Raw genomic sequence first — 21522 nt, forward strand, 5'->3', positions numbered from 1 at the left:
TTCCCATGACCACGACCACCACCCCGGCCACCCGCACCGGTGAAGTCCTGATCAGCGTCGACGCGGTGAGCAAGAGCTTCACCGGCGCGGCGGGCGACGAGTTGCGGGTGCTCGAGGACATCCGGCTCGACCTGCGCGCGGGCGAGATCGTCGCGCTGCTGGGCCGCTCCGGCTCCGGCAAGTCGACGCTGCTGCGGACCATCGCCGGGCTCATCGCCCCGACCCGCGGCGGCGTCCGGTATCGCGGTGACGAACTACGCGGCGCCAATCCCGGGACCGCCATGGTGTTCCAGTCCTTCGCGCTGATGCCGTGGCTGACCGTCCAGGACAACGTCGAACTGGGTCTCGCGGCACAGGGCGTCCCGCCACGGGAACGTCGTGAGCGCGCGTTGGCGGCTATCGACCTCATCGGCCTCGACGGCTTCCAGTCGGCGTACCCCAAGGAACTCTCCGGCGGGATGCGGCAGCGCGTCGGTTTCGCGCGGGCCCTGGTGCTCGAACCGGACGTGCTGCTGATGGACGAGCCGTTCTCGGCGCTCGACGTGCTCACCGCGGAGAACCTGCGCGGCGAGCTGATGGACCTGTGGGAGACCACGAACTTCCCGACGAAGGCCATCTGCATCGTCACGCACAACATCGAGGAGGCGGTCCAACTCGCCGACCGCGTCATCGTGCTGGGCGCGAACCCCGGCCACATCCGGGCCGAGGTGGACGTCACGCTCGCCCGGCCCCGGGATCGCCGCACGCCGAAGTTCGCCGCCGTCGTCGACCACCTCTACGGCCTGCTCACCGGCCGCGATCCGAACAACCTGGCCGCGGAACCCGCCGAAGCGACGCCGATTTCGCAGCCGCTGCCCTCGGCGTCGGTCGGCGGGCTCGCCGGGCTGGTCGAGATCGTCCACGCCCGCGGCGGCCGTGTCGACCTGCCCGACGTCGCGGCCGAGCTCACCTTCGAGATCGACGACCTGCTCCCCCTCGTCGACGCCGCCGCGATGCTGGACCTGCTGCTCGTGGTCGGCGCCGACCTGTGCTGCACGCCGGTGGGCGATGCGTTCACGACCGCGGACATCCTGCGCAGCAAGGAGATCTTCGCCGAGCAGGTCCGGCAACGGGCGCCGCTGGTCCGCACGATCTCGACGGCGCTGGCGGCCAGCTCGACCGGGAAGATGCGTGCCGACTTCTTCCTCGACCTGTTGCGGCGCGGCTTCTCCGCCGAGGACGCCGAACAGCAGCTCGACATCGCCGTCGACTGGGGCCGCTACGCCGAGCTGTTCGACTACAACACCGACGACCGCCAACTGGTCACGATCCCGGCGCCCTCCATCGTCCACAGTGGATCCCGCTGACGGAGATCTCGCGTGATCAGCCGGAGATCTCGCGTGATTGGGCGGTGCTCCCCGTCAATCACGCGAGATCTCCCCTCAATCACGCCGATGCGCCGTTCGGTCACGCGGACGTGCCGCTGGATCACGCGGCCGGGTCGTCGCCGAGGCCCGCTGTTTCGAGGTCGAGGAGGCGCTGGATCCGGCGGCGGGTCGAGTCGGTGATCACGCCCTGCTCGAACAGACGCGTCAGCTCGGCGCCTTCCACCGCGAGGACTTCGCGGCGCAGCACCCGGTACGCGGCGAAGCGGGACATCCCGTCCGGGTCCTCGCTGTCGTCGGTGCGGATGCGGTCGATGCGGGCCCGCCAGCTCTGCCGGAGCTGATCGACCACGAACTCCGGCGCCGATTCGGTTTCCGCGAGGTGCTCCAGGTGCGAGAGCCCGGCTTCGGCGATCCGCAGGCGGGCGTCGAAGTGCTCGTGGCGGATGTCGGCCGGGTCGAGCGCGATGCCGGTGCGCCGGACCAGCGGCGCGAGCGTGAAGCCCTGCACCACCAGCGTCACCACGATGACCGCGGTCGTCAGCAGCAGCACCAGGTCGCGGGAGGGCAGCGGTGTCCCGTCGAGCGCGGTGAGCGGCAGCGACAACGCGGCGGCCAGCGGCACGACCCCGCGCGCCCCCGCCCACGAGATCACCGCCGGCGCCTGCCACGACACGCGCCCGCCGCCCCGGCGCTGCCGGATCGTGCTCAGCACGAACACCAGCAGCAGCCGTGCCAGCACCAGGGTCACGGCGATCGCGAGGGCCTGCAGCGGCCACCACGCGGTGGTCCCGGTGAGCCGCCGCACCAGCGTCGGCAACTGCAGCCCGATCAGGCCGAAAACCACGCTTTCCAGGAGGAACACCACGGTCTGGTACACCGCGCCGACCTGCAACCGGATGCGGGCGGTGGTCAGCCGCTCCGCCTGCGTCCCGAGGATCACGCTCGCCACGACCACCGCGGTCACCCCGGAGGCACCGACCGACTCGGCCAGCACGTATCCGGCGTACGGCGTCACCAGCGCCACGACGGTCTCCACCATCGGATCCTCGGTGTGCCGCCGGATCACGAAGGCACCCGCCGCGATGATCGCGCCGACGAGCAGACCACCGCCCGCGAGCACGGCGAACTCCGACAGCGTCCGTCCCCACGACGCCGCACCGCCCGCGATGGCGAGGAACAGCGCGACGCGGAACAGCAGGAGGCTCGTCGCGTCGTTGAACAGGCTCTCGGCCTGGATCAGCGCCTGGACCCGGGGCGGCAGCGAAAGACGGCGCGCCAGCGCGGTGACCGCGACCGGGTCGGTGCTCGCCAGCACGGCACCGAGCACGAACGCCATCCCGACCGGCATCGGCGTCACCGCGACCGCGACCCCCACGACCGCCGCCGCCGAAAGCAGCACCAGCCCGACGGCCAGCGTCGCCACCGGCCTGGCGACCGCGCGCAGATCCCGCCACGGCAGTTCCTCGCCCGCGGCGAACAGCAGCGGGGGCAGCACGACGAGGCTGATGATCTCCGGGGTGATCTCGACCGAGGGCACGCCCGGCAGCAGCCCGACGACCACGCCCGCGACGACGAGCAGCGACGGCGCCGGGACCCGCAGGCGATTCGCGAAGGTGGCCACCACCGTCGCGACCACCACGAGGAACAGCACCGTCTCGACACCGCGCATGACCGGGTCCTTTCGTCGTCCAGTCCCGAATGCCGACCAGACTTCCCGGCGCGCCGGGACCACCCTACGTCAAGAACACGTCAAGACCGGACGCAGGTGCGGCCGTCATGTCAGCACGAAACCGCCCGGCACACCCGTCGGCGGATCACCCGAACGGAGACCCGCCGCTGCCGTACGGTGAGGACCGGGAGGTGGATCAATGACCGCGTCACCGGACTCGCTGCCCGCCGTCAGCAGGACCGCCCTCGGGGTGGCCGGCCTGCGCGCGCTCGAAAGCAACCGGCCGGACAAGCTGTTCGACGATCCCTACGCGCGAGCGTTCTTCGAAGCGGGCCGGGCCCTGTTCCCCGAGGCACCGGATTCCGCCGAGGAGCTGACCCCGTCGAATCCGACGAACCGGCTGGGCACGGTGTTCTACGCGCACGTGGTCGTCCGTACCCGGTTCTACGACGAGTACCTGCTCGCCGCCACGGCCGCCGGGTGCGCGCAGGTCGTGCTCCTCGCGGCGGGGCTCGACACCCGTGCGTACCGGCTCGGCTGGCCCGACGGGCTGCGACTGTTCGAACTGGACCTGCCCGACGTCCTCGCGTTCAAGGACGACGTGCTGGCGCGGGAGTCCGCGGCCCCGCGGTGCGCCAGGACCGTGGTCCCGGCCGACCTGCGCGAGGACTGGCCGAGCGAACTCCGCGCGGCGGGTTTCGATCCCACGCTCCCCACCGCCTGGCTTGCCGAAGGGCTGCTGGTCTACCTGTCCTACGACGAGGCCACCCGAATGCTCACGACCGTCGGCGAGCTGTCCGCGGCGGGCAGCAGACTGGCCTGTGAGCACCGTCCCGACGGCGACCAGGACGGGCTCCTCACCCAGGCCCGGGCGCTCCGCGGCGCCGAGAACGTGACCGCGTTGTGGAAGGGCGGGCTCGGCACCCGCGCGACGGACTGGTTCTCCGATCACGGCTGGCAACCGCAGACCTACAGCCGTTCCTCCCTCGCCGTCGCGTACGGCCGCGAAGCCGACGAGACCACCGGCGGCTTCCTCATCGCCGTCCGGGAGCGCTGAAGGGCGACCGCCAGCCGGTGTCCGCGGCCCATCGTTCGGCCGCGGCCATCAGGACCTCGGTGGCGGGCGCCTTGATCTGGCCGTAGTCCGCCCAGTCCGGCACGCTCTCCGCCAGCCGCAGCTTGAACGCTCCCCACGCGTCGCGCGCGGTTTTGTCGGCCCGCAGGTAATCCCGGAACAGCAGCGCGAAGCGCGCGTTGGGACCGGAGTGCTCCCGGATGTGGACGTTGCACCGGCGCGCACCGGGCGGCGGCGCGAAGACGAGTTTCCGGCACCGCGTCCCGGCCGAGGTCTCGACGCGGTTCCACGGCTCCGGGCGGCACCGGAAACCGATGGCACCGAACAGGGAAACCAGGCGTTCCTCGTCGATCGCCGCGACCCGGACCTGGATGTCGACGCAGTCCTTGGCCGCGAGGCCGGGCACCGAGGTCGAGCCGACGTGGTCGATCGCGACGGCGACCTCGCCGAGCGCGTCCCCGACCAGCTTCGCCAGCCGGTCGAACTCGCGGGGCCATTCCGGCCGGTGGCCGACCACCGCCACGGGCGCGATCTCGTCGGGAAACGGCACGGACACGACGGTACCGGTCAGCGCACGGCGCCGATCCGCAGCGGCTTCGTCCCAGGCGCGTCGATCGGCTCGCCGCACGACGCGCACACCGTCTCCGGCTTCAGTTCGGCGCCGCACGCGTGCTGCCACACGGTCGGCGGAGGTCCATTGTGGACGTACTGGTCGCCCCAGGCCATCAGCCCGAGCAGGATCGGCTGGAGCGCGCGGCCCGCCTCGGTCGGCAGGTAGTCATAGCGGGGCGGATGGTCCTCGTACTGGCGCTTTTCGAGCACGCCCGCCTCGACGAGCTTGCGCAGCCGGGCGGCGAGGATGTCGCGGCTCGCGCCGGTGTTCTCGGCGATCTGGTTGAAGCGCCGCTCCCCCAGCATGATCTCCCGCAGCGCGAGCAGGCTCCAGCGTTCGCCGATCACCTCCAGCGCGTCCGCGATCGAGCAGTCCCGCCCGCGCGCCGCCATCCCGGACCTCCTTCGGTCGTCAAATCCAACCTAGCACGTGGACCCGCTGTTGTGACTCCGGCAACACGGGAACCTTCAGCGGGTTGTGGAATCCAACTCACTGGGCGTATACCGGATTTCCTCAGGCACAGAAGGAGGAACGGGCCATGACGGACGCAGTGATCATCGACGCGGTACGCACCCCGATCGGCAAGGGCAAGCCGAACGGCACCCTCGCCGGGGTGCATCCGGTCGACCTGCACGCGCACGCGATCCGGTCGCTGGTGGAGCGGACCGGGATCGACCCCGCGCGGGTCGACGACGTCATCAGCGGCGCGGTCGGCCAGATCGGCGAGCAGAGCATGAACACCGCGCGCTGGGCCGCGCTCGCCGCCGGGCTGCCCGAATCGGTGCCGGCGGTGACGGTCGACCGCCAGTGCGGCAGCAGCCAGCAGGCCGTGCACTTCGCCGCGCAGGGCGTCATCAGCGGGGCCTACGACGTCGTGATCGCCTCGGGCGTCGAGTCGATGAGCCGGGTGCCGATGGGCAGCCAGTCCGCCGGGCAGGACCCGTTCGGCAGCGGTGTCGCGGCGCGGTACCCGGAAGGGCTGGTACCGCAGGGAATCAGCGCCGAGCTGATCGCCGCGAAATGGGGGTTCTCGCGTGAACGCCTCGACGTGTACGCCACCGAAAGCCACCGCCGCGCCGCCGCGGCGTGGGCCGAAGGGCGCTTCGCCCGCGAGGTCGCCCCGCTCAAGGCGCCCCGCCCGGACGGGACGCTCGCCGACGTCACCACCGACGAGACCGTCCGCCCCGGCACGACCCCGGAGATCCTCGCCGGGCTGCGGCCCGCCTACCGCGCGGACGTCTGGGAACAGCGGTTCCCCGAACTCGACTGGCGGGTCACCGCGGGCAACGCGTCGCCGATCAACGACGGCGCCGCCGCCGTGCTGATCACCAGCAGCGAGACCGCGGCGAAGCTCGGGCTGCGTCCCCGCGCGCGGCTGCACAGCTTCGCCGTCGCGGGCGACGACCCGATCTACATGCTCACCGGGATCATCCCGGCCACCCGCAAGGTGCTCGACCGGGCCGGACTGTCCCTTTCGGACATCGACGCCTTCGAGGTGAACGAGGCGTTCGCGAGCGTCGTGCTGGCGTGGCAGGCCGAGCTCGGCGCCGACCTGGCGAAGGTGAACGTCAACGGCGGCGCGATCGCGCTCGGCCACCCGCTCGGCGGCAGCGGCGCGCGGCTGCTCACCACGCTGCTGTCCGTGCTGGAGCAGACCGGCGGCCGCTACGGCCTGCAGACGATGTGCGAGGCGGGCGGACTGGCCAACGCGACCATCGTCGAACGCCTCTGATCATCCGCAGGGGCCTCGTTGAGCGACTCTGCGTCCCTCAACGAGGCCCCTGCGGGCCGCTGCCGAGACGCACCGGGGGCGTCCCCTCGGTGCGTACCCCCAATTCTCAGCACGCGCGCGTGGAAACGAACTCCCGCAACGAGGCCACCGCCTTCCCGGTGTCGGCGGAATCGACATGGAACACCTCGTCGAAGCCGAGCCCCAGCAGCTCGGCGCGGGGATCGCCGCCCGCACCGAGCCTGCCGCCGAGCACGGCGGTGAGACCGCTGAGCGCGGGATCGGCCCGTACCTTCGAGATCACCCGCGCGGCCTCCGCCTGGCCCCGGCCGGTGACCGTGCTCAGTACCAGGCAGTCCGGCCGTTCCCGGCGGCAGGCGGCGAGGACCCGCGCCACGTCCGCACCGGCGCCGAGGTTCACCACCTCGTGCCCCATGCCCTCCATGATCAGCTGCAGTGCCACCAGGTTCCACGCGTGTGTTTCCGACGGAAGACCGGAGAGCACGATCTTCAGCGAGCGGCAGGCCCGCGGGCGGCGCCGCGTGGCGCGGGAGTATCGGAACGTGGTCATGGTTCGTTGCGCCCCCTGAGTTCGACGCGGCGAAGAACGTGCACCGGCACCTCCCTGCCACCAGCGGCCCCCCAGCCGACCACCAGATCGTGACGCCTTCCCCACGCGCGCACATGGGGGCGCGGACCCCAAATTCCGCTCCCGCCCCCGGCCCGCCGCGTACCGGGCGCGCGCGGAACGCGGGCGGACACCCCCGCGTTCGCTGCCCCAACGGGCGGACCTGGCGCCGCTAGCCGACGATCCTCGCAGGTCAGGACGTCGTGGCGGACGCGAGCCGGAAAATACGCGTCTCGCCCCCATGTGCCCGCCCTGTCCCCGCTGGCACCATCATCGGAGTGATTCCCGAGCGGCCCACCACGGCCCTGCCACCGGGCTGGTGGACCCCCGGCCACACGGCGCGCGAACGGCGCGCCGACGAAACCCGCCCGGACTGGGCGGCCTTCATCGCCGAAGCCCTCAGCACGAACGTGACGAGTGCTCCTCAGGCGCCCGAGGACTGGCGGGCGACGTTCGCCGGTGTGTTCCACCCGCTCGTCGACGTCGTCCGCCACCGCCTCGGCCAGGCCGCCGCGGATCTGGCGCGCGTCGACGAGAGCACCCTCACCGAGCGGGTGGCGGCCGAGGTCGGGGACCGGCTCGTCACGATCGCCGTACGGACACTGGTGCGTGAGCTCAACCGGGCCAGGACGGCGGGCACGCTCGACGGCTCGACCCCCGAGGAACGGTTCGCCGACTTCGCCCGCCGCACCGGCACCCGGGAGGGGCTCACCGGCCTCTTCACGACGTATCCCGTGCTCGCCCGGCTGCTCGGGCAGCTGTGCCTCCAGGCTGTCGAGTCCACTGTGGAGCTTCTCGACCGCTTCACCACCGATCGCGCGCGCATCGCCGAAAGCTTCGCCGACGGCGATCTCGGGACCTTGCTGCGGGTGTATGGCGGCGCCGGGGACTCGCACCAGCGCGGCCGGTCCGTCCGGCTGCTCGAATTCTCCAGCGGGCACAAGGTGATCTACAAACCGCGTCCGCTGAGCCTGCACACCCGGTTCTCCGGCATCGTGGGCTGGCTCAACGCGCGGGTTCCCGGCCTCGAACTCCGCACCGTGGACGCGCTGGCGCGGCCGGGTTACGGCTGGCTCCGGTTCGTCGAGCACCGGCCGTGCGCGTCCCTCGACGACGTCGACCGGTTCTACCGGCGGCAAGGGGTCCTGCTGGCCCTGCTGCACGCGCTCGACGCCACCGACGTCCACTACGAGAACGTCATCGCCTGCGGAGACCAGCCCGTGCTCGTCGACGTCGAAACGTTGCTCCAACCGGCGCTGCCCACGCCGGGGCGCCAGCCGGATCCCGCCGCGGACGTGCTTTCCCGCTCCGTGCAGCGCACCATGCTGCTCCCCCAGCTCCTCGTCGGCGAACGGGGCGCCATCGACGTCTCCGGGCTCGGCGGGCGCGGCGGTCAGCTGCCGAGCGACCAGGTCCGCTGGCTCGACGCGGGCACCGACCGGATGCGGCTCGGGCGGATCCCCGGGATCCTGCCCGGCGCGCTCAACCGGCCCCGCCTCGACGGGCGCGACGTCGATCCCGCCGAGCACACCGCCGCCCTGTTGAGCGGATTCCGGACCGGTTACGACACGATCGCGGACGCCCACGACGAGCTGGCCCGGCTGGTGCGCGAGGGCGGGGGCGACACGATCCGCGTGCTGATCCGGCCGACCAACTTCTACGCCCGGATCCTCGACGAAACCACCCATCCTGACCTGCTGCGCGATGCGCAGGACCGGGACGGCGCCTTCGATCTGCTGGCCACCGACTCTGCGGGCGACCTCGTCCGCGAGCAGCTGGTCCCGGCCGAACGCGAAGATCTCTGGGCCGGGGACGTGCCGATGTTCACCACGCGCCCGACGTCGTCCGCGCTCTGGGATTCGGGAGGGAACCGGATCGACGGCATGCTCGCCTCGCCCGCGCTCGACGCCGTGCTCGGGAAGCTCGGCGCGATGAGCACGGTGGACCAGCGCGATCAGGAATGGCTGATCTCCGCCGCGGTCGCGAGCGGCGCGGCCGAGGTCACGCATCGCTGCGCGGACATCGTCGCCGACGCCGCGCCCAGCAACGCGCCGGGCACCGCGCAGCTGCTCGTCACCGCGTGCGGGATCGCCGACCGGATCCTCGCCCGCGCCTTCGGCGACGAGCGGCGCGCGAACTGGCTCGGGCTCGAGGTGATCGACGAGCGGTACTGGGCCGTGCTGCCCATGGGCGCGGGCCTCGGCGAGGGCTACACCGGCGTCGCGCTCTTCCTCGCCCAGCTCGCCGAGCTGTCCGGGATCGCGCGCTACCGCGATCTCGCGGCCCAGGCCGTGCGACCGCTCCCGGCACTGCTCGAAAAGATGCGGGCCGACCGGGAACTCGCCGACGCCGCGGGCTGCGGCGGGCCGCTCGGGCTCGGCGGCGTCGCCTACGCCGCCACCCGGCTGACGGCCCTGCTCGGCGACGACGTGCCCGCTGGACTCGTGGAACAGGCCGTGGCCGCGATGCCCGCGGCGGGCCCGGACACCCCGGCGGAGTACATGACCGGGCTCGCCGGCGGGCTCGCCGCGATGCGGGCCGTCCACGCGGCAACCGGTCTCGACCAGGCCGACCGGCTCGCGCAGCGGTACGCCGAGTTGCTGCTCGACCGCGGACCGTCCGCGGACGCCGGCTTCGCGACCGGTGCGGCGGGCATCGCGTGGGCGCTCGCCGGGGCACACCACCGGGTGGACTTCCGGACGTCGGGACGGGCCGGGTTCGCCGCCTTTTGGGGCGCCGGCCGCGGCTGGTGCGGCGGCCTCGCCGGCGCCACGCTGGCCCACGCGCAGGTCGGCGCCGACAACGCCGTTCTGGACGAGGCCGTCGCCGTGTTGGCCGATCAGGCACCCCTCAAGGACATGAGCCTCTGCCACGGCGAAGCGGGGATCGTCGAAGCCTTGTGCGTGCTGGCCGAAGATGGTCACACTGGCGCCGCCGCCGCGGTCCGATGCCGTGTCGGCACGCTGCTGGCGGCTCTGGATCGCCACGGCCCGCGGTGTGGCACACCAGGCGCCGTGCCGTCCCCGGGGCTGCTGACCGGCCTGGCCGGGATCGGCTACGGGCTGCTGCGGCTGGGATTCGCCGAGCGGGTCCCGTCCGCACTGCTGTTGCGGCCGGGGGCGGCGAACAGCACCACGGAGAGGGGAACCATCGATGCTGGAGAACAGCCTGTCGGGTAACGACGACGCGATCGGCGAGATCGTGCTGCCCACGCCCACGACGTCGGCACGGCGCAACAACGCGCTCGCGGGTGCCTTGCCGCACGCCAGCGCGGACACCGTGCACACGATTCACAGCACGCCGGTCTGCACGGTCGCCACCACGCATCCGTTCTGATCGGTACACAGGCTCACCACAGGGGAAAACGCATGTACGACAAGGAAGAACCCGGCGCCGAGGACCCGCTCGGCGCCGTGCTGCTGCCGCGTCCGAGCGGCATCGGGAAGCGTAACCAGGCGCTGGCGGGCGGCGGGACCGCGATGAGCGCCAACCCGCTGGTCACGCTGCAGGGCGACCCCGGCTCGCCCTCGGTCGCCACCGCGCTCACGGTGCTGATCGGATCGTAGGCGAGGCGGAATTCCCGGGGTGGCGGGACCGGCCGGTGCCGCCACCCCGGCTTCGCCGGGAAATCGGCTGAGCGCTCACTCGAAATCGCGTAGCCTTCTCGCGCGGCAATCACTGCGGCTGTCGGCCTAATGCGCTGAGCCGACGGGTTCCCTTGTGCGCACCGGGTCCGTTCCGATACTGTCATCAGGTCGATAAGCAAATGTCCGGGTCAATTTCGACGATGGAAGTGGCCTGATGATCAACGGCTTTCGCAGAAAAAAACTCTCCCGTCATCGGGAAATCAGTGTGCCGGTCGCACTCGGTGCCGCCGACGACCGGCTCACGCTTTGGGCATCGCCGGGCGAGTACCCCGTCTACGATTCCTACGACTACGACTACATGGCCGAAGACAAAGTATGCGAGGCCGCCTACGAATCCGCGTTGCGCGCGGTGTCGGCCGGCCGCACCGTGCTGGACATCGGCACCGGACGTGACCTGGACTGGGCCACGCTGGCGCTGGAGTACGGCGCACGCCACGCCACCGCTGTGGAAGGCTTGGAAAGCACGGCCGTGCTCGCGCGGAAAACACTGGAGAAATCCCCGTATCGCGACCGGCTCACCCTGGTCCGGTCCTGGTCGACCGAACTGGAAACCGATCGGCGTTTCGACCTCTGCGTATCCGAGATCATCGGTTCGATCGGCGGATCGGAGGGAGCGGCGGCCGCACTCGCCGACGCGCACGCCCGGTTGCTGGCACCGGGCGGGGTCATGGTGCCGGACCGGTGCGTGACGATGGCGGGCGGTATCTGTGTGCGGGATATCGTGCCGGATCTGGCTTTCCATCCCGAATCGCTGCCTTATCTCGATCGGATTTTCACCAGTACCGGTCATCCGTTCGACGTGCGGCTGCTGCTCAGTCATCCCACGCCCGAAGCGCTATTGACCGACCACGCCCCGGTGGAAACGCTCGAATTCGCGGCGGGTGTGACCGTCGAGGCGGTCGAGACCGCCGAACTCACCGTCCACACGGCGGGCCGCATCGACGGGCTGCTGCTGTGGATCAACCTCTGGGCCCTCCCGCAGGATCCGCCGATCGACGCTCTTGCCACCGAAACGGCGTGGGGCACCACCTATCTCCCCTGTTTCGACGAGCCCGTCGACGTGCGGCCCGGCGACCGGTTGTCCGTCCGATTCGGACGGACGCTGAGCGATAACGGCAGGCATCCGGACTACCACCTGCGGGCCCGGCTGGAAACGGTGACGGGTACCCACCACGGTGCGTTCCTGTCCACCCACCACGGCCGGGTCTTCCGGAGCAATCCCCTGTACCAGGAGATCTTCTCCGTTCGGTGAACGGCTTTTCACCCCGGCACCGGCAGGTGCGCGGGGATCGGCTGGGTCAGGCAGCGGATGCCGCCCCCGCCCCAGGCGAGGGTGCGGGCGGGAACGCCGACGACCTCGCGGCCGGGAAACTCCGTCTCGAACATCGCGAGCGCGGCCTCGTCCTCGGGGACACCGCCCACCGGCACCACGACGGCGCCGGTGGGCAGGGCGAAGTTCACGTAGTTCAACGCGATGGCCTCGTCCCCCAGGTAGATCTCCGGGTACTGGGGGATCTCCACGACCTCCAGCCGGCGCCCGCGCGCGTCGGTGCTCGCGCGCAGCACGTCGAGATTGCGCGCCAGCCGTCCCTCGTCCGGCTCACCGCAGTCCTTCCCGGTCTGCGCGAGCACCCGCCCCGGTGCGAGGAACGCCGCCACACCGTCGACATGCCCGTCCGTCTCGTCCCCGAAAAGGCCGTGTGGCAGCCATATCACCACCTCGGCGCCGTAGGCCTCCGCCACGATCCGGGTCAGTTCTTCCTTGCCCCGTCCCGGGTTCCGGCGGAGCAGGCACTCCTCGCCGGCGATCAGCGTGCCCTCGCCGTCGGTGAGCACCGCCCCGGCGTCCACCACCGCCGTCATCCGCCGGGACGGGACGCCGAGCAGCGCACACAGTTTGCGCGCCACCGCCGCATCCCGCCGCCACGCGACGGCCTTCCGCCCCCAGCCGTCGAATCCGGGATCCAGCCCGGCCACCGCGCCGTGCTCGCCCACCCCGAACACCGGGCAGGTGTCCCGGGCCCACAGGTCGTCGCAGGCGAGTTCGGCAACCCGCACCGCGAGGCCGCAGCGTTCGCGCGCTTCCGCCGCGACCGCGGGATGCGCGAGGACGAGCACGGGTTCGAACCGGGCGATCGTGCGTGCGACGGTGACGAACTCGCGCTGCACATCGGCCAGATGCCGTCCCCACACCCGGTGCAGCCAGGGCCACACCAGCACATACGCGCTGTGCGGCTCCCATTCGGCCGGGACCCGGGTCATCGGGGCGGCCGGTCGCCGTTGACCCGGGTTCCGGAGGCGTCGACCAGTTCGCGGTACACCGGATCCGAGCGCAGCAGTTCCTCGTGCCTGCCGACCGCACGCACCTCGCCGTCCTCCAGAAACACGAGGCGGTCCGCCTCCACGGCGACCGAGAGCCGGTGCGTCACCGCGAGCACGATCCGGTCGCGTGCCTCGTGGGCAAGGGAATCCAGCAGCACCCGCTCGCTGATCGCATCCAGCTGCGACGTCGCCTCGTCCAGCAGCAGCACGTCCGCGCCTCGCAGCAGGGCCCGCGCGACGGCCAGCCGCTGCCGCTGCCCACCCGAGATCGCCACCCCGCGCTCCCCGACTCGCGTGTCGAGGCCCTCGGGCAGCGAATCCACCCAATTCGTCAAGGCCACCGAACGCAACGCCCGCCGGAGTTCCGCCTCGGACCCTTCGGCGCCGTACAACGCCGCCTCGCGCACGGTTTCGCCCAGCAGCGGCGCTTCCTGCTGGACGTAGGCCATCCGATGGCGCAGCTCGGCGCGGTCCAGCTCCCGCACGTCCACGCCGTTGAGCAGCACCCTGCCCTTGTCCACGTCGGCGAACCGCTCCATCAGGCTCAGCAGCGTCGTCTTGCCCGCGCCGGAGGTACCCACGAGCACCGTGAGCCCGACCGGAGCGACGAACCCGACATCGCGGAGCACGGGCTGGTCCCGGTACCCGAACCACACCCCTTCGCAGCGCACCTCCGGCGGGCCGTCCGGTATCCGCACCAAAGCGGTCGACGCGGGCCGGGGACGCTCGGTCGGCAGGTCCCGGAGTTCCTCCACCCGGCGCACGGCCGCCAGTCCCTCGGAGATCTCCGACGCGGCGTGGAACACGGACTCGACAGGCTCGTGCAGATACATCAGATACAGCAGGAAGGCGACCAGATCGCCGACGCCGAGGGTGCCGTCGGCCACCCGCGTGGCGCCGACGGCGAGCACGATCAGGAAGGTCAGGTCCACCGACGCGCCCGCGATCACCTCGACCCAGGCCTCCGCGCGCACCGACCGCACCCCGGCGCGATAGGCGGCGTCGGCCTCCGACCCGATCCGGTGTTCCTCCGCCCGCTCGGTGCCGGACGCCTTGACCGTGCGGAAGGCGATCAGTACCCGTTGCAGCGCCGAGGTCATCGACGCGACCCTGGCCTGTTCCTGCTCGACGGCCTCGCCCACCCGCCGCAGCGCGAACTTCTCGCCGAAGGTCGTGACCGCGAACAGCCCGACGACCAGGCCGAGCATACCGAGGTCGATCGTGCCCATCAGGACGATCGCGGCGAGCACCGCCACCGGCGCGGCCGCGGCGTTGATGACCGCGCCGCCGACGGTCTCCTGCAACAACGTGGTGTCGCTGCCGACCCGCGAAAGGAAGTCGCCCACCGGGCGGCGTTCCACCGCGGCGACGGTCCCGGCCAGCACCCGCCGGGTCAGCCGGCGGCGCATGTCCCGGACGAGTCCCATGCCCGTCCGCCCGAGGAGGAAGGTGCAGACCCAGGACAGCACCATGCCGACGAGCGCGATCCCGGCGAGCATCACCACGGGCCCGATCAGCCCGCGGCTGCCCTCCTCCAGATGCTCCATCACCCAGCGGGCGACCAGCGGTTGCACCAGGGTGGCGCCGTGCGCGACCAGTTCCAGGAACAACAGGCCGATGAGCAGGGGGCGAACGGGTTTCAGATAATGCCAGAGCACCCGCAGCGCCTTGCGGTGCGTACCGGGTTCCGCGGTGGTTTCGGATTCGGATTCCGTTTCGGGGTGCGGCGGTGCCTGCACGACGATCTCCTCGATCACACGAAGTCCGCGCGCGAAACGCACGGAGGAGCCGGGAAAGGGCACCACAAGGTTTCGTCCCGCGAACGCGATTCCCCGTTCGGCACGTCGGCCGTGCCGCCGGGCCGATTCCGGCCGGGCGGCACGATCGGCGCGCGTCTTCAGATCAGCTGGAACGCGTAGGAATAGCGGTTGAGGTGCAGCACCATGCACGAGAGCAGCGCGCCGCCCTTGTGGTACTCACTGAGGTTGATCAAACTCAGCTCGAAGGCCAGGTTTCCGGCGATATCCTCCAGTGCGCGGTTCTTGCCGATCTCGGACTGGTAGTCCTCGGTCCCCACCTTCAGATCGTGGATGTGCGAGGCGTTGAGGATCGTGTTGTGCAGCCGCACCGAGTTGCAGATACCGGCATAGCACAGATCCGCGCTGACGTCGATGATCTCGGTGTACTGTTCGAGTTCGGCGATCTCGTCCTCCTCGTACATTTCGGTGCACACCAGTGTCTGTTCCCTGGTGATCGGGAATACGGTGCAGTCGAGGTGGTAGAGATACCGGTCGGTCGATTCGAGTTTGACGACCTTCATGTCGAACTCGCGTTCCATCCAGTCGTAGGTCTCCCGCTGGGAACGCTGTCCGTACCCGCCGACGTAGACGTTGTCGTGGAGGTGCTTCAGCTCGGCCTCCCCCTCGAACCAGGTCTCCGGCACGAAGGTCCGGTACCCCATCGACTCGAAGAACGGGACGCCGACCGCGGTCTCCCCACGCCGCGGCACCGAGGCGAAATTCGACACGACCACGGTGTCCTTGTCCGGCAGGTGTTCCAGCACGATCCCGAGGTTCGCGGTGAACACCAGGTCCTGCAGGCCGTCGGTCCGCGGGGTCGGCAGGACGTAGACCAGCGCGTCGCCGGCGAGGAAGCCGTACAGTTCGAGGAACTGGGTCATCGCCTTCCTGGTGTCCGGAACCCGTTCGGCCTCCGCCAGCTCCTCCATCCAGATGTTGTTCGCCACCTCGGTCCGGTAGGAGAAGGGCGCGTTGAGCAGGAACGCCGGACGCTGCAGCTGGGTCGGGTTGGCCGCGGGCCGGTCCGGCCCGGTTCCCGTGGCGGGTCCCGCGGGGGCCGGGGTGGTCGTCGACGTCATCTCGCCGCTCCTTCCGCTTCGGAGGTGTCCCGGTCCGTGATCCGAACCAGCGGGTCGACGCCGCCCTCGACGTGGTCACCCGTCCGCTGCAGCGGCGTGAGGTCGTAGCGATCCGACACGGGGATCACCAGGTCCACCTGGGAGCCGTACCGGATCTGCGAAAAGCGATCTCCCTGGGAGACCGGCTGATTCTGTTTCAGTTCGAAGGGAGTGATCGAGTCGACGTCGTAGTCGGCGATCTGCAGGACGTAGTACGGCCCGTTCAGATCCGCGTTGTCGAACCTGTTGACCACGCGCTGGTTGTTGTGCAGGTACTCGGCGTCCCCCGTCGCGATCCGGAGCTCCTCCACCAGTTCCTTCTCCACCGCGAGCATCGGGAGGTTCAACGTGTCGATCGAGTCGAGCTCCCGGTAGGAGAGCCGCCCGGAGTAGGGCACCCGGTTGACGTGCACGTCGAAGAAGGTCATGAAGATGCCGATGACCAGGCTCGTCCTGTCGTAGGAGGGATCGCGCAGCGCGTCCCGCAGGGAATACGGCTTCCCCTTGATGTCGACCAGGCAGTCGCCCGGCTCGACGACCTCCTGATAGAGGATGACCCCGTCGGCGGGCGAGAAGAAATAATAGGGGTCGATGTAGGCGGGCCGGGTCGGATCACGAAAGAAGTAGTACTGGGACAGCCAGGACAACGATTTGTCCTGTACCGCGCGCACATCTGTTTCGATCCATTCTTCCAGAGACTTCGCCATATTTTCGCAACTCCATCACGTGGCTCTCGCCGCCACGGGGACGTACTCGTTCGAAAGCCCGCGCGGCGACGGTGAACAGAGGACGAAGAAAGACGAGGCCCGGCAAGACCTGATGCGTACCAAGGCGAAACGTGGCCATGCGCCCCGGATGGCCGGATCCGGCCCCCGCCGCCGATCACCCTACTGCATCGCGAAGATGAGCGGAAAGGGTCCATTCGTCTGATCACACCGCCGTCCCACAGACCTCATCGCACACACCGTCGATCCGCGTACCGGCAAAAACACCCTGACGCCCCTGTCCGGGACAGGGACACACCATACGTGTACATCACGCGAACATTTCGTGCCGCCGCGCACGAAACGCGTCGTGAACTGGGCAAAAGGCGTCGACGTCACTCCTCGGATACGCGCATGCGATTTCGTTACACATATCCGGAAGATTTTCCGCGAAGTGCGAAAGCGGCGGTACCGGACGAAACCCGCGCCGATACCGGGGACGCCACCACGACGGCCGTACGTGCTGTCCGGCTGTCCTGTCCGGCGGCGACGGCACCCTGCGTCACCGTCGCCACGGCCGATGATCGCTATAGTCGCTCCCGTGGCGCTTCGTTCATCGCGGGTGATCGGCCGGGAGAGCGAACTCGGCGACCTCGCCCATGCGCTGGACTCCGCCGGGTCCGGGCACGGGGGCGCGATCTTCCTGACCGGGGAAGGCGGGATCGGCAAGTCCCGGCTCGCCGCCGAAACCGCCGCTCGCGCGCTCGCCGCGGAGATGCCGGTACTGCGCGGGCGGGCCAGCTCGATCGGCCCGATGGTGCCCTTCCGCCCGCTGACCGAGGCCCTGCTCTCCTGCTTCCGCGGCGGCTGCCCGCCCCCTGACCCGGAGCTCGGCCCGTTCATCCCGGTGCTCGCCCAGCTCGTCCCCGACTGGCGGGACGGCGACCGCCCGCACGACAACGGTTCGCTCGTCGTCCTCGCCGAGGCCGTGTACCGGCTCCTCGCCGTCACCGGGCGCGAGCGCGGTTGCCTCGTCGTGCTCGACGACCTCCAGGACGCCGACGCCGAAACGCTGTTCATCCTCGAATACCTCGTCGACAACTTGGCTTCCAGCCCGGTCCTGCTGGTCGGCACGCTGCGCAGTGACCCGTCGGACGCCCTCGGGCTGGTGACCTCCGCGGCCCGGCGCCGGAGCTGCGTCCTGCTCGAACTCGACCGGCTCGGCCCCGAGGACACCAGGCGGCTCGCGGCCGCCTGTCTGGAGACCGAGCCGGCGAAACTGCCCGACGCCGCGACCGAACTGCTGTGGCGCAACAGCGCGGGAATCCCCTTCGTGGTCGAGGAACTCCTGCACGGGATGCTCACCGACGGGGTCCTCGTCGCGGGCAAGGACGGCTGGCGCACCAGCGGCGAGCTGCGCGCCAGGGTGCCCGCGGCGCTGGTGAACAGTGTCGGTTCCCGCGTCGACCAGCTGGGCGGCGACGCCGAGACGCTGCTGTCGGTCGCGGCCGTCCTCGGGCACCGTTTCCCGCTTTCGGTGGTCCAGGCCGTGACCGGAATGGACGATCGGACCCTCCACAATCACCTCGGCGCCGCGGTGTCGGCGCATCTGGTCACCACCGACGAAAGCAGTCCCGGCTGGTACGCCTTCCGGCATCCGCTCACCACCGAAGCGCTGCTCGCCCGCCTCGTCCCCGCCACCAAGGCCCGGCTCGCCCGCTCCGCGGCCGAAGTGCTCGAGGAGCAGTTTCCCGGGTTGCCCGGCGAACTCTGCGCGCTGGCCGGCTCACTCCGGCTGACCGCGATGGACGAACCGGGCGCCGGGGCGCTGTTCACCGAAGCCGGGCGGCGCGCGCTCGAAGCCGGGGCGGCGGATTCGGCGGTGTCCTTGCTGTCCAAGGCGCTGGACCTGCTCGGCACCGCCGGCGCGGCCGCCAGGGCGGACGTCCTCGAAACCCTGTTGCGCGCGCTGGGCCAGACCGGGCAGTTCGATCGCGCGGTCCGGCTGGCCGACCGGTTCGCCGAGGTCGGCACCCTCGACCAGGTGGCGCACCTGCACACCCAGCTCGCCTGGGCCGCCTACGTCGCCGGGCGGCACGACGAATGCCTCGGCCAGCTCGACCGTGCCCGTGCCCCGCTGGGCCCGGACATGCGCGATGAGCAGTGTGCGGCGATCGACGCGGTGGAGGCCAATCTGTGGCTCGACGTCCCGGGGCGCGATCACACGCTCCGTGCCGAGCGGCTCGCGGCGCAGGCGTGGCGGATCGCCGAACGCGCCGATTCGCCGTTCGTCGCCTGCCAGGCGCTCCAGGTGCTCGGCATGATCACGATCGAGCGCGACACCGAGGAGGCCTTCCGGTACCTGCGGCGGGCCCGGCGCGTCGCCGAGGAACACGGGCTGCACCATCTGCGGGTCCAGGTCCTCGTCCGGCACGGCGGGCAGGGCATGATCGCGGACGGCGACGAGACCATCCTCGAACTCGCCGGGGCCGAGGCCGCCCGCACCGGCGCGATCACCCTGAGCTGCGCGGTCGCCGTCGTCCGCGCCATCCACGCCGTGATGCGCACCGACTTCGCCCGGGCGCGGGAGCTGCTGGAAGCGAACCAGCCGGTGATCGCCCGGCTCAAGCTCACCGCGCTGCTGCAGTACGCCCTGATGGTGCGTGCCGTGCTCGCCGCCCACCAGGCCGACCGGGCGGGCATGGAGCGGGCCCTCGACGACTTCCGCGCCGCGGGCGGCGAAGACGCGCAGGAGCGGGTGCTCAGCATCGGGATGGGACGGGTGCTCTGCTCGCTGCTGGAGGAGGACTTCGACCGCGCCCGCGACGAGCTGCGTCAGGTGTCCACTTTGGAGGAACACAAGCCCAGCCGGTTCCACCTCGCGGGCCAGCACGGCCTGCGACTGCTGGTCGAAGCGGTGGCGGACGCGGCTCCGTCCGAAGTGGACTCCGGCTCGGCGGCGGGCGGGCTGCGCTGGAACCGTCAGTTCGCGCAGCTCGCCGAAGCGGTCCGGCTCGGACGGCTCGGCCGCGCCGAGGACGCGAACGCCGCCGCGGCCCGCGCGCTGGAAGCCGCCGAGCTGTACCCGGTGGCCCGGCATCTCGCACTGCGCCTGGTGGCCGCCTGCGCCGCCGCCGACGGCTGGGGCGAGCCCGTGACCTGGCTCAAGGAAGCCGAGGAATACTTCCACACCGCCGGAATCCCCGCCGTCGCCAGCGCCTGCCGCGGCCTGCTGCGCGGCATCGGCGCCCGGGTCCGGCAACGCCGTACGGGCATCGACCGGGTGCCCGACGATCTGCGCGCCGCGGGGATCACCGTCCGGGAGTACGAGGTCCTGGTGCTGGTCGCCGACCGGCTGGGCAACAAGGACATCGCGAAACGCCTGCACATCTCGCCCCGCACGGTCGAGAAACACGTCGCGAGCCTGATGGCCAAGGCCCAGCGTGCCGACCGCGCCGCCCTCGTCGACTACGCCGCGGGCCTGCCCGGCCTGCGGTAACCACTCCCCGGTCCGTCACGCCGTGAAGGCCTCCTTACCGGCGCTCAGCGCTGTGAAGGAGGCCTTCACGGCACCGGGACCCCGAGGCGATCACGTGACCGTGACCGGATGCGCGACGACCGCGCCGAACAGGTAGCCCTGGGTGTTGTACGGCGCGACGTCGGGCTGGGTGACGCCGCTCGAATCCGTGGCCCGCGCGCGGACGTTGTAGGAGCCCGGCCCCGGCGGGCGCCACGGAACCGCCCAGCGCTGCCACCCGTGTCCGGCGCCCACCGGGGTAGTGTGCCGCCAGGTCCGCCCGCCGTCGGTGCTGACCTCCACGCGCCGCACCCGCCCGGTCCCCGACCACGACCGGCCGCGCAGCAGATGCTCACGGCCGCCGTCGAGGATCGCCGCCCACGGCAGCTCGAACGCGCTCTTGGTGTTCTGCCGGGTGACCAGTTCGCCGTCGGCCGGATAGCCGGGGCCGACGAGCCGGTAGTACTGGGTGTTCCACGGCGAGTACAGCGGCCGGTCCGCCACCTCGATCCGGCCGAGCCATTTGATCGACGAGATGCCGATCCAGTCCGGGACCACCAGCCGCACCGGGAAACCGTGGTCCGGCGGCAGGGGCTCGCCGTTCATCTCGTACGCGAGCAGAACGTCCGACAACGCCTTGCGCACCGGCAGCGGGCGCCGGACCCGGCCGAGGTTCACGCCGCCCGTGACGTATTCGCGGTCAAGGCCCTCCGGCAGGATGTCCACCGCGGACGTGGTCAGGCCGGCGCGGCGCAGCACTGTCCCGAGTGGCACGCCCCGCCAGCGCGCGACGCCGACCGCGCCGAGGCCCCACGCCGTGCCCTCGACCCGTTGCCCCTGCTGGCTGGTGAAGAAGCTCCGGCCGTTCCCCGCGCATTCGATGCGCGCGGTGACCGTTCGCGAGGGCAGCCGCCGCAGATCGTCGTAGCCGAACTCGACCGGCCGATCCTCCGGCGGCGCGCCACGCAGCCCGCTGCCCCACAGTTTCAGCCGCCAGCCCGCCGCGTCGATGATCGGCGTCTCGGTGTGATCGCGGACGAAGAACCGGTCGATCGGGACGAGGTCGCCCTGCCCGCTCATCGACGCCCAGCGCATCTCGGCGTTACCGCCGTAGACGACGAACTTGTCCGCGGGCAGCGGTTTCACGATCGGGCTCGCCGCCGAGGCCCGCCCTGTCCACAGTGGACCCGCCGCGACGGCCGCGCCCACCACCCCGGCCAGCCGCAACGCGGTACGCCGCGACAGCCCGGCCAAGCGGCTCCGGTCGTACTCGGTTTCCTCGGTCTCCCGCATGGCACGTCACGATGCCCTTGGCTCCACCCCGCTGTCGTCTC

17 protein-coding genes are annotated in these 21522 nt (G+C 71.1%); 8 read left to right on the forward strand and 9 right to left on the reverse strand.

All coding sequences use genetic code 11. The features are described 5' to 3' along the window. The first annotated feature begins 5 nt into the window (after positions 1 to 5). The gene (locus tag ACFWY9_RS13470; RefSeq protein WP_378323393.1) at positions 6 to 1346 is read left to right on the forward strand and encodes a nitrate/sulfonate/bicarbonate ABC transporter ATP-binding protein; all 1341 of its coding nucleotides are present in this window, start codon (positions 6 to 8) and stop codon (positions 1344 to 1346) included. Between the two features lie 121 nt (positions 1347 to 1467). Here the strand turns inward: ACFWY9_RS13470 and ACFWY9_RS13475 are convergent, their stop codons facing one another. Beyond that, on the reverse strand, positions 1468 to 3036 hold the full coding sequence (locus ACFWY9_RS13475; RefSeq protein ID WP_378338969.1) for a Na+/H+ antiporter: 1569 nt from the start codon (positions 3034 to 3036) through the stop codon (positions 1468 to 1470). Between the two features lie 199 nt (positions 3037 to 3235). Between ACFWY9_RS13475 and ACFWY9_RS13480 the strand changes: the two genes are divergently transcribed. After that, positions 3236 to 4093, forward strand: coding sequence for a class I SAM-dependent methyltransferase (locus tag ACFWY9_RS13480; protein WP_378323395.1), 858 nt, complete (start codon positions 3236 to 3238; stop codon positions 4091 to 4093). Here the strand turns inward: ACFWY9_RS13480 and ACFWY9_RS13485 are convergent. Continuing rightward, positions 4071 to 4661 (reverse strand): GrpB family protein, encoded by a 591-nt coding sequence (locus ACFWY9_RS13485; protein WP_378323396.1) that lies wholly within the window; start codon positions 4659 to 4661, stop codon positions 4071 to 4073. The genes ACFWY9_RS13480 and ACFWY9_RS13485 overlap by 23 nt on opposite strands. Before the next feature lie 17 nt (positions 4662 to 4678). After that, positions 4679 to 5116 (reverse strand): winged helix-turn-helix transcriptional regulator, encoded by a 438-nt coding sequence (locus ACFWY9_RS13490; RefSeq protein WP_378323398.1) that lies wholly within the window; start codon positions 5114 to 5116, stop codon positions 4679 to 4681. Between the two features lie 146 nt (positions 5117 to 5262). On the opposite strand from ACFWY9_RS13490, the gene ACFWY9_RS13495 reads away from it, so the two are divergent. After that, complete coding sequence (locus tag ACFWY9_RS13495) at positions 5263 to 6456, forward strand: thiolase family protein (protein WP_378323399.1); 1194 nt, start codon at positions 5263 to 5265, stop codon at positions 6454 to 6456. Positions 6457 to 6562: 106 nt separating this feature from the next. Here ACFWY9_RS13495 and ACFWY9_RS13500 read toward each other — a convergent pair whose 3' ends face one another. Beyond that, on the reverse strand, positions 6563 to 7024 hold the full coding sequence (locus ACFWY9_RS13500; RefSeq protein WP_378323401.1) for a cobalamin-dependent protein: 462 nt from the start codon (positions 7022 to 7024) through the stop codon (positions 6563 to 6565). Between the two features lie 335 nt (positions 7025 to 7359). Here ACFWY9_RS13500 and ACFWY9_RS13505 point away from each other — a divergent pair, with 335 nt between their 5' ends. The 4 genes from ACFWY9_RS13505 (at position 7360) to ACFWY9_RS13520 (ending at position 11980) form a co-directional block, all read left to right on the forward strand. Beyond that, positions 7360 to 10260 (forward strand): type 2 lanthipeptide synthetase LanM family protein, encoded by a 2901-nt coding sequence (locus ACFWY9_RS13505; protein ID WP_378323402.1) that lies wholly within the window; start codon positions 7360 to 7362, stop codon positions 10258 to 10260. Then, a complete protein-coding gene (locus ACFWY9_RS13510; protein ID WP_378323404.1) occupies positions 10235 to 10417 on the forward strand; it encodes a hypothetical protein in 183 nt (60 codons plus the stop codon). Before ACFWY9_RS13505 ends, ACFWY9_RS13510 begins: the two co-directional genes overlap by 26 nt. A gap of 32 nt (positions 10418 to 10449) precedes the next feature. Next, positions 10450 to 10647 (forward strand): hypothetical protein, encoded by a 198-nt coding sequence (locus tag ACFWY9_RS13515; protein WP_378323406.1) that lies wholly within the window; start codon positions 10450 to 10452, stop codon positions 10645 to 10647. 286 nt (positions 10648 to 10933) lie between these two features. Beyond that, entirely contained in the window at positions 10934 to 11980 is a 1047-nt protein-coding gene (locus ACFWY9_RS13520) for a hypothetical protein (protein WP_378323407.1), read from the forward strand. An 8-nt stretch (positions 11981 to 11988) separates the two neighbouring features. Here the strand turns inward: ACFWY9_RS13520 and ACFWY9_RS13525 are convergent, their stop codons facing one another. From ACFWY9_RS13525 to ACFWY9_RS13540, 4 genes are all read right to left on the reverse strand, one after another. After that, entirely contained in the window at positions 11989 to 12990 is a 1002-nt protein-coding gene (locus tag ACFWY9_RS13525) for an agmatine/peptidylarginine deiminase (RefSeq protein WP_378323409.1), read from the reverse strand. Beyond that, on the reverse strand, positions 12987 to 14807 hold the full coding sequence (locus ACFWY9_RS13530) for an ABC transporter ATP-binding protein (protein WP_378323410.1): 1821 nt from the start codon (positions 14805 to 14807) through the stop codon (positions 12987 to 12989). The genes ACFWY9_RS13525 and ACFWY9_RS13530 overlap by 4 nt, the downstream gene beginning before the upstream one ends. A gap of 140 nt (positions 14808 to 14947) precedes the next feature. Continuing rightward, positions 14948 to 15928 carry a dimethylarginine dimethylaminohydrolase family protein gene (locus ACFWY9_RS13535; RefSeq protein ID WP_378323412.1) on the reverse strand — a complete coding sequence of 327 codons (981 nt, stop codon included), beginning with the start codon at positions 15926 to 15928 and terminating at the stop codon, positions 14948 to 14950. Further along, the gene (locus tag ACFWY9_RS13540; protein ID WP_378323413.1) at positions 15925 to 16674 is read right to left on the reverse strand and encodes a phosphatidylserine decarboxylase; all 750 of its coding nucleotides are present in this window, start codon (positions 16672 to 16674) and stop codon (positions 15925 to 15927) included. Before ACFWY9_RS13540 ends, ACFWY9_RS13535 begins: the two co-directional genes overlap by 4 nt. Before the next feature lie 598 nt (positions 16675 to 17272). Between ACFWY9_RS13540 and ACFWY9_RS13545 the strand changes: the two genes are divergently transcribed. Then, positions 17273 to 20170 (forward strand): ATP-binding protein, encoded by a 2898-nt coding sequence (locus tag ACFWY9_RS13545; RefSeq protein WP_378323414.1) that lies wholly within the window; start codon positions 17273 to 17275, stop codon positions 20168 to 20170. 90 nt (positions 20171 to 20260) lie between these two features. Here ACFWY9_RS13545 and ACFWY9_RS13550 read toward each other — a convergent pair whose 3' ends face one another. Continuing rightward, positions 20261 to 21481 carry a sulfite oxidase gene (locus ACFWY9_RS13550; RefSeq protein WP_378323416.1) on the reverse strand — a complete coding sequence of 407 codons (1221 nt, stop codon included), beginning with the start codon at positions 21479 to 21481 and terminating at the stop codon, positions 20261 to 20263. Positions 21482 to 21522: the final 41 nt, after the last annotated feature.

Source organism: Amycolatopsis sp. NPDC059027 (assembly GCF_042739735.1).
GTDB lineage: Bacteria > Actinomycetota > Actinomycetes > Mycobacteriales > Pseudonocardiaceae > Amycolatopsis.

Bases quoted from the DNA above. Each gene is read 5' to 3' on its own strand.
- ACFWY9_RS13490 (WP_378323398.1), bottom strand. From the start codon at position 5,116: ATGGCGGCGCGCGGGCGGGACTGCTCGATCGCGGACGCGCTGGAGGTG.
- ACFWY9_RS13475 (WP_378338969.1), bottom strand. From the start codon at position 3,036: ATGCGCGGTGTCGAGACGGTGCTGTTCCTCGTGGTGGTCGCGACGGTG.
- ACFWY9_RS13550 (WP_378323416.1), bottom strand. From the start codon at position 21,481: ATGCGGGAGACCGAGGAAACCGAGTACGACCGGAGCCGCTTGGCCGGG.
- ACFWY9_RS13470 (WP_378323393.1), top strand. From the start codon at position 6: ATGACCACGACCACCACCCCGGCCACCCGCACCGGTGAAGTCCTGATC.
- ACFWY9_RS13500 (WP_378323401.1), bottom strand. From the start codon at position 7,024: ATGACCACGTTCCGATACTCCCGCGCCACGCGGCGCCGCCCGCGGGCC.
- ACFWY9_RS13495 (WP_378323399.1), top strand. From the start codon at position 5,263: ATGACGGACGCAGTGATCATCGACGCGGTACGCACCCCGATCGGCAAG.
- ACFWY9_RS13535 (WP_378323412.1), bottom strand. From the start codon at position 15,928: ATGACGTCGACGACCACCCCGGCCCCCGCGGGACCCGCCACGGGAACC.
- ACFWY9_RS13515 (WP_378323406.1), top strand. From the start codon at position 10,450: ATGTACGACAAGGAAGAACCCGGCGCCGAGGACCCGCTCGGCGCCGTG.
- ACFWY9_RS13480 (WP_378323395.1), top strand. From the start codon at position 3,236: ATGACCGCGTCACCGGACTCGCTGCCCGCCGTCAGCAGGACCGCCCTC.
- ACFWY9_RS13525 (WP_378323409.1), bottom strand. From the start codon at position 12,990: ATGACCCGGGTCCCGGCCGAATGGGAGCCGCACAGCGCGTATGTGCTG.
- ACFWY9_RS13510 (WP_378323404.1), top strand. From the start codon at position 10,235: ATGCTGGAGAACAGCCTGTCGGGTAACGACGACGCGATCGGCGAGATC.
- ACFWY9_RS13540 (WP_378323413.1), bottom strand. From the start codon at position 16,674: ATGGCGAAGTCTCTGGAAGAATGGATCGAAACAGATGTGCGCGCGGTA.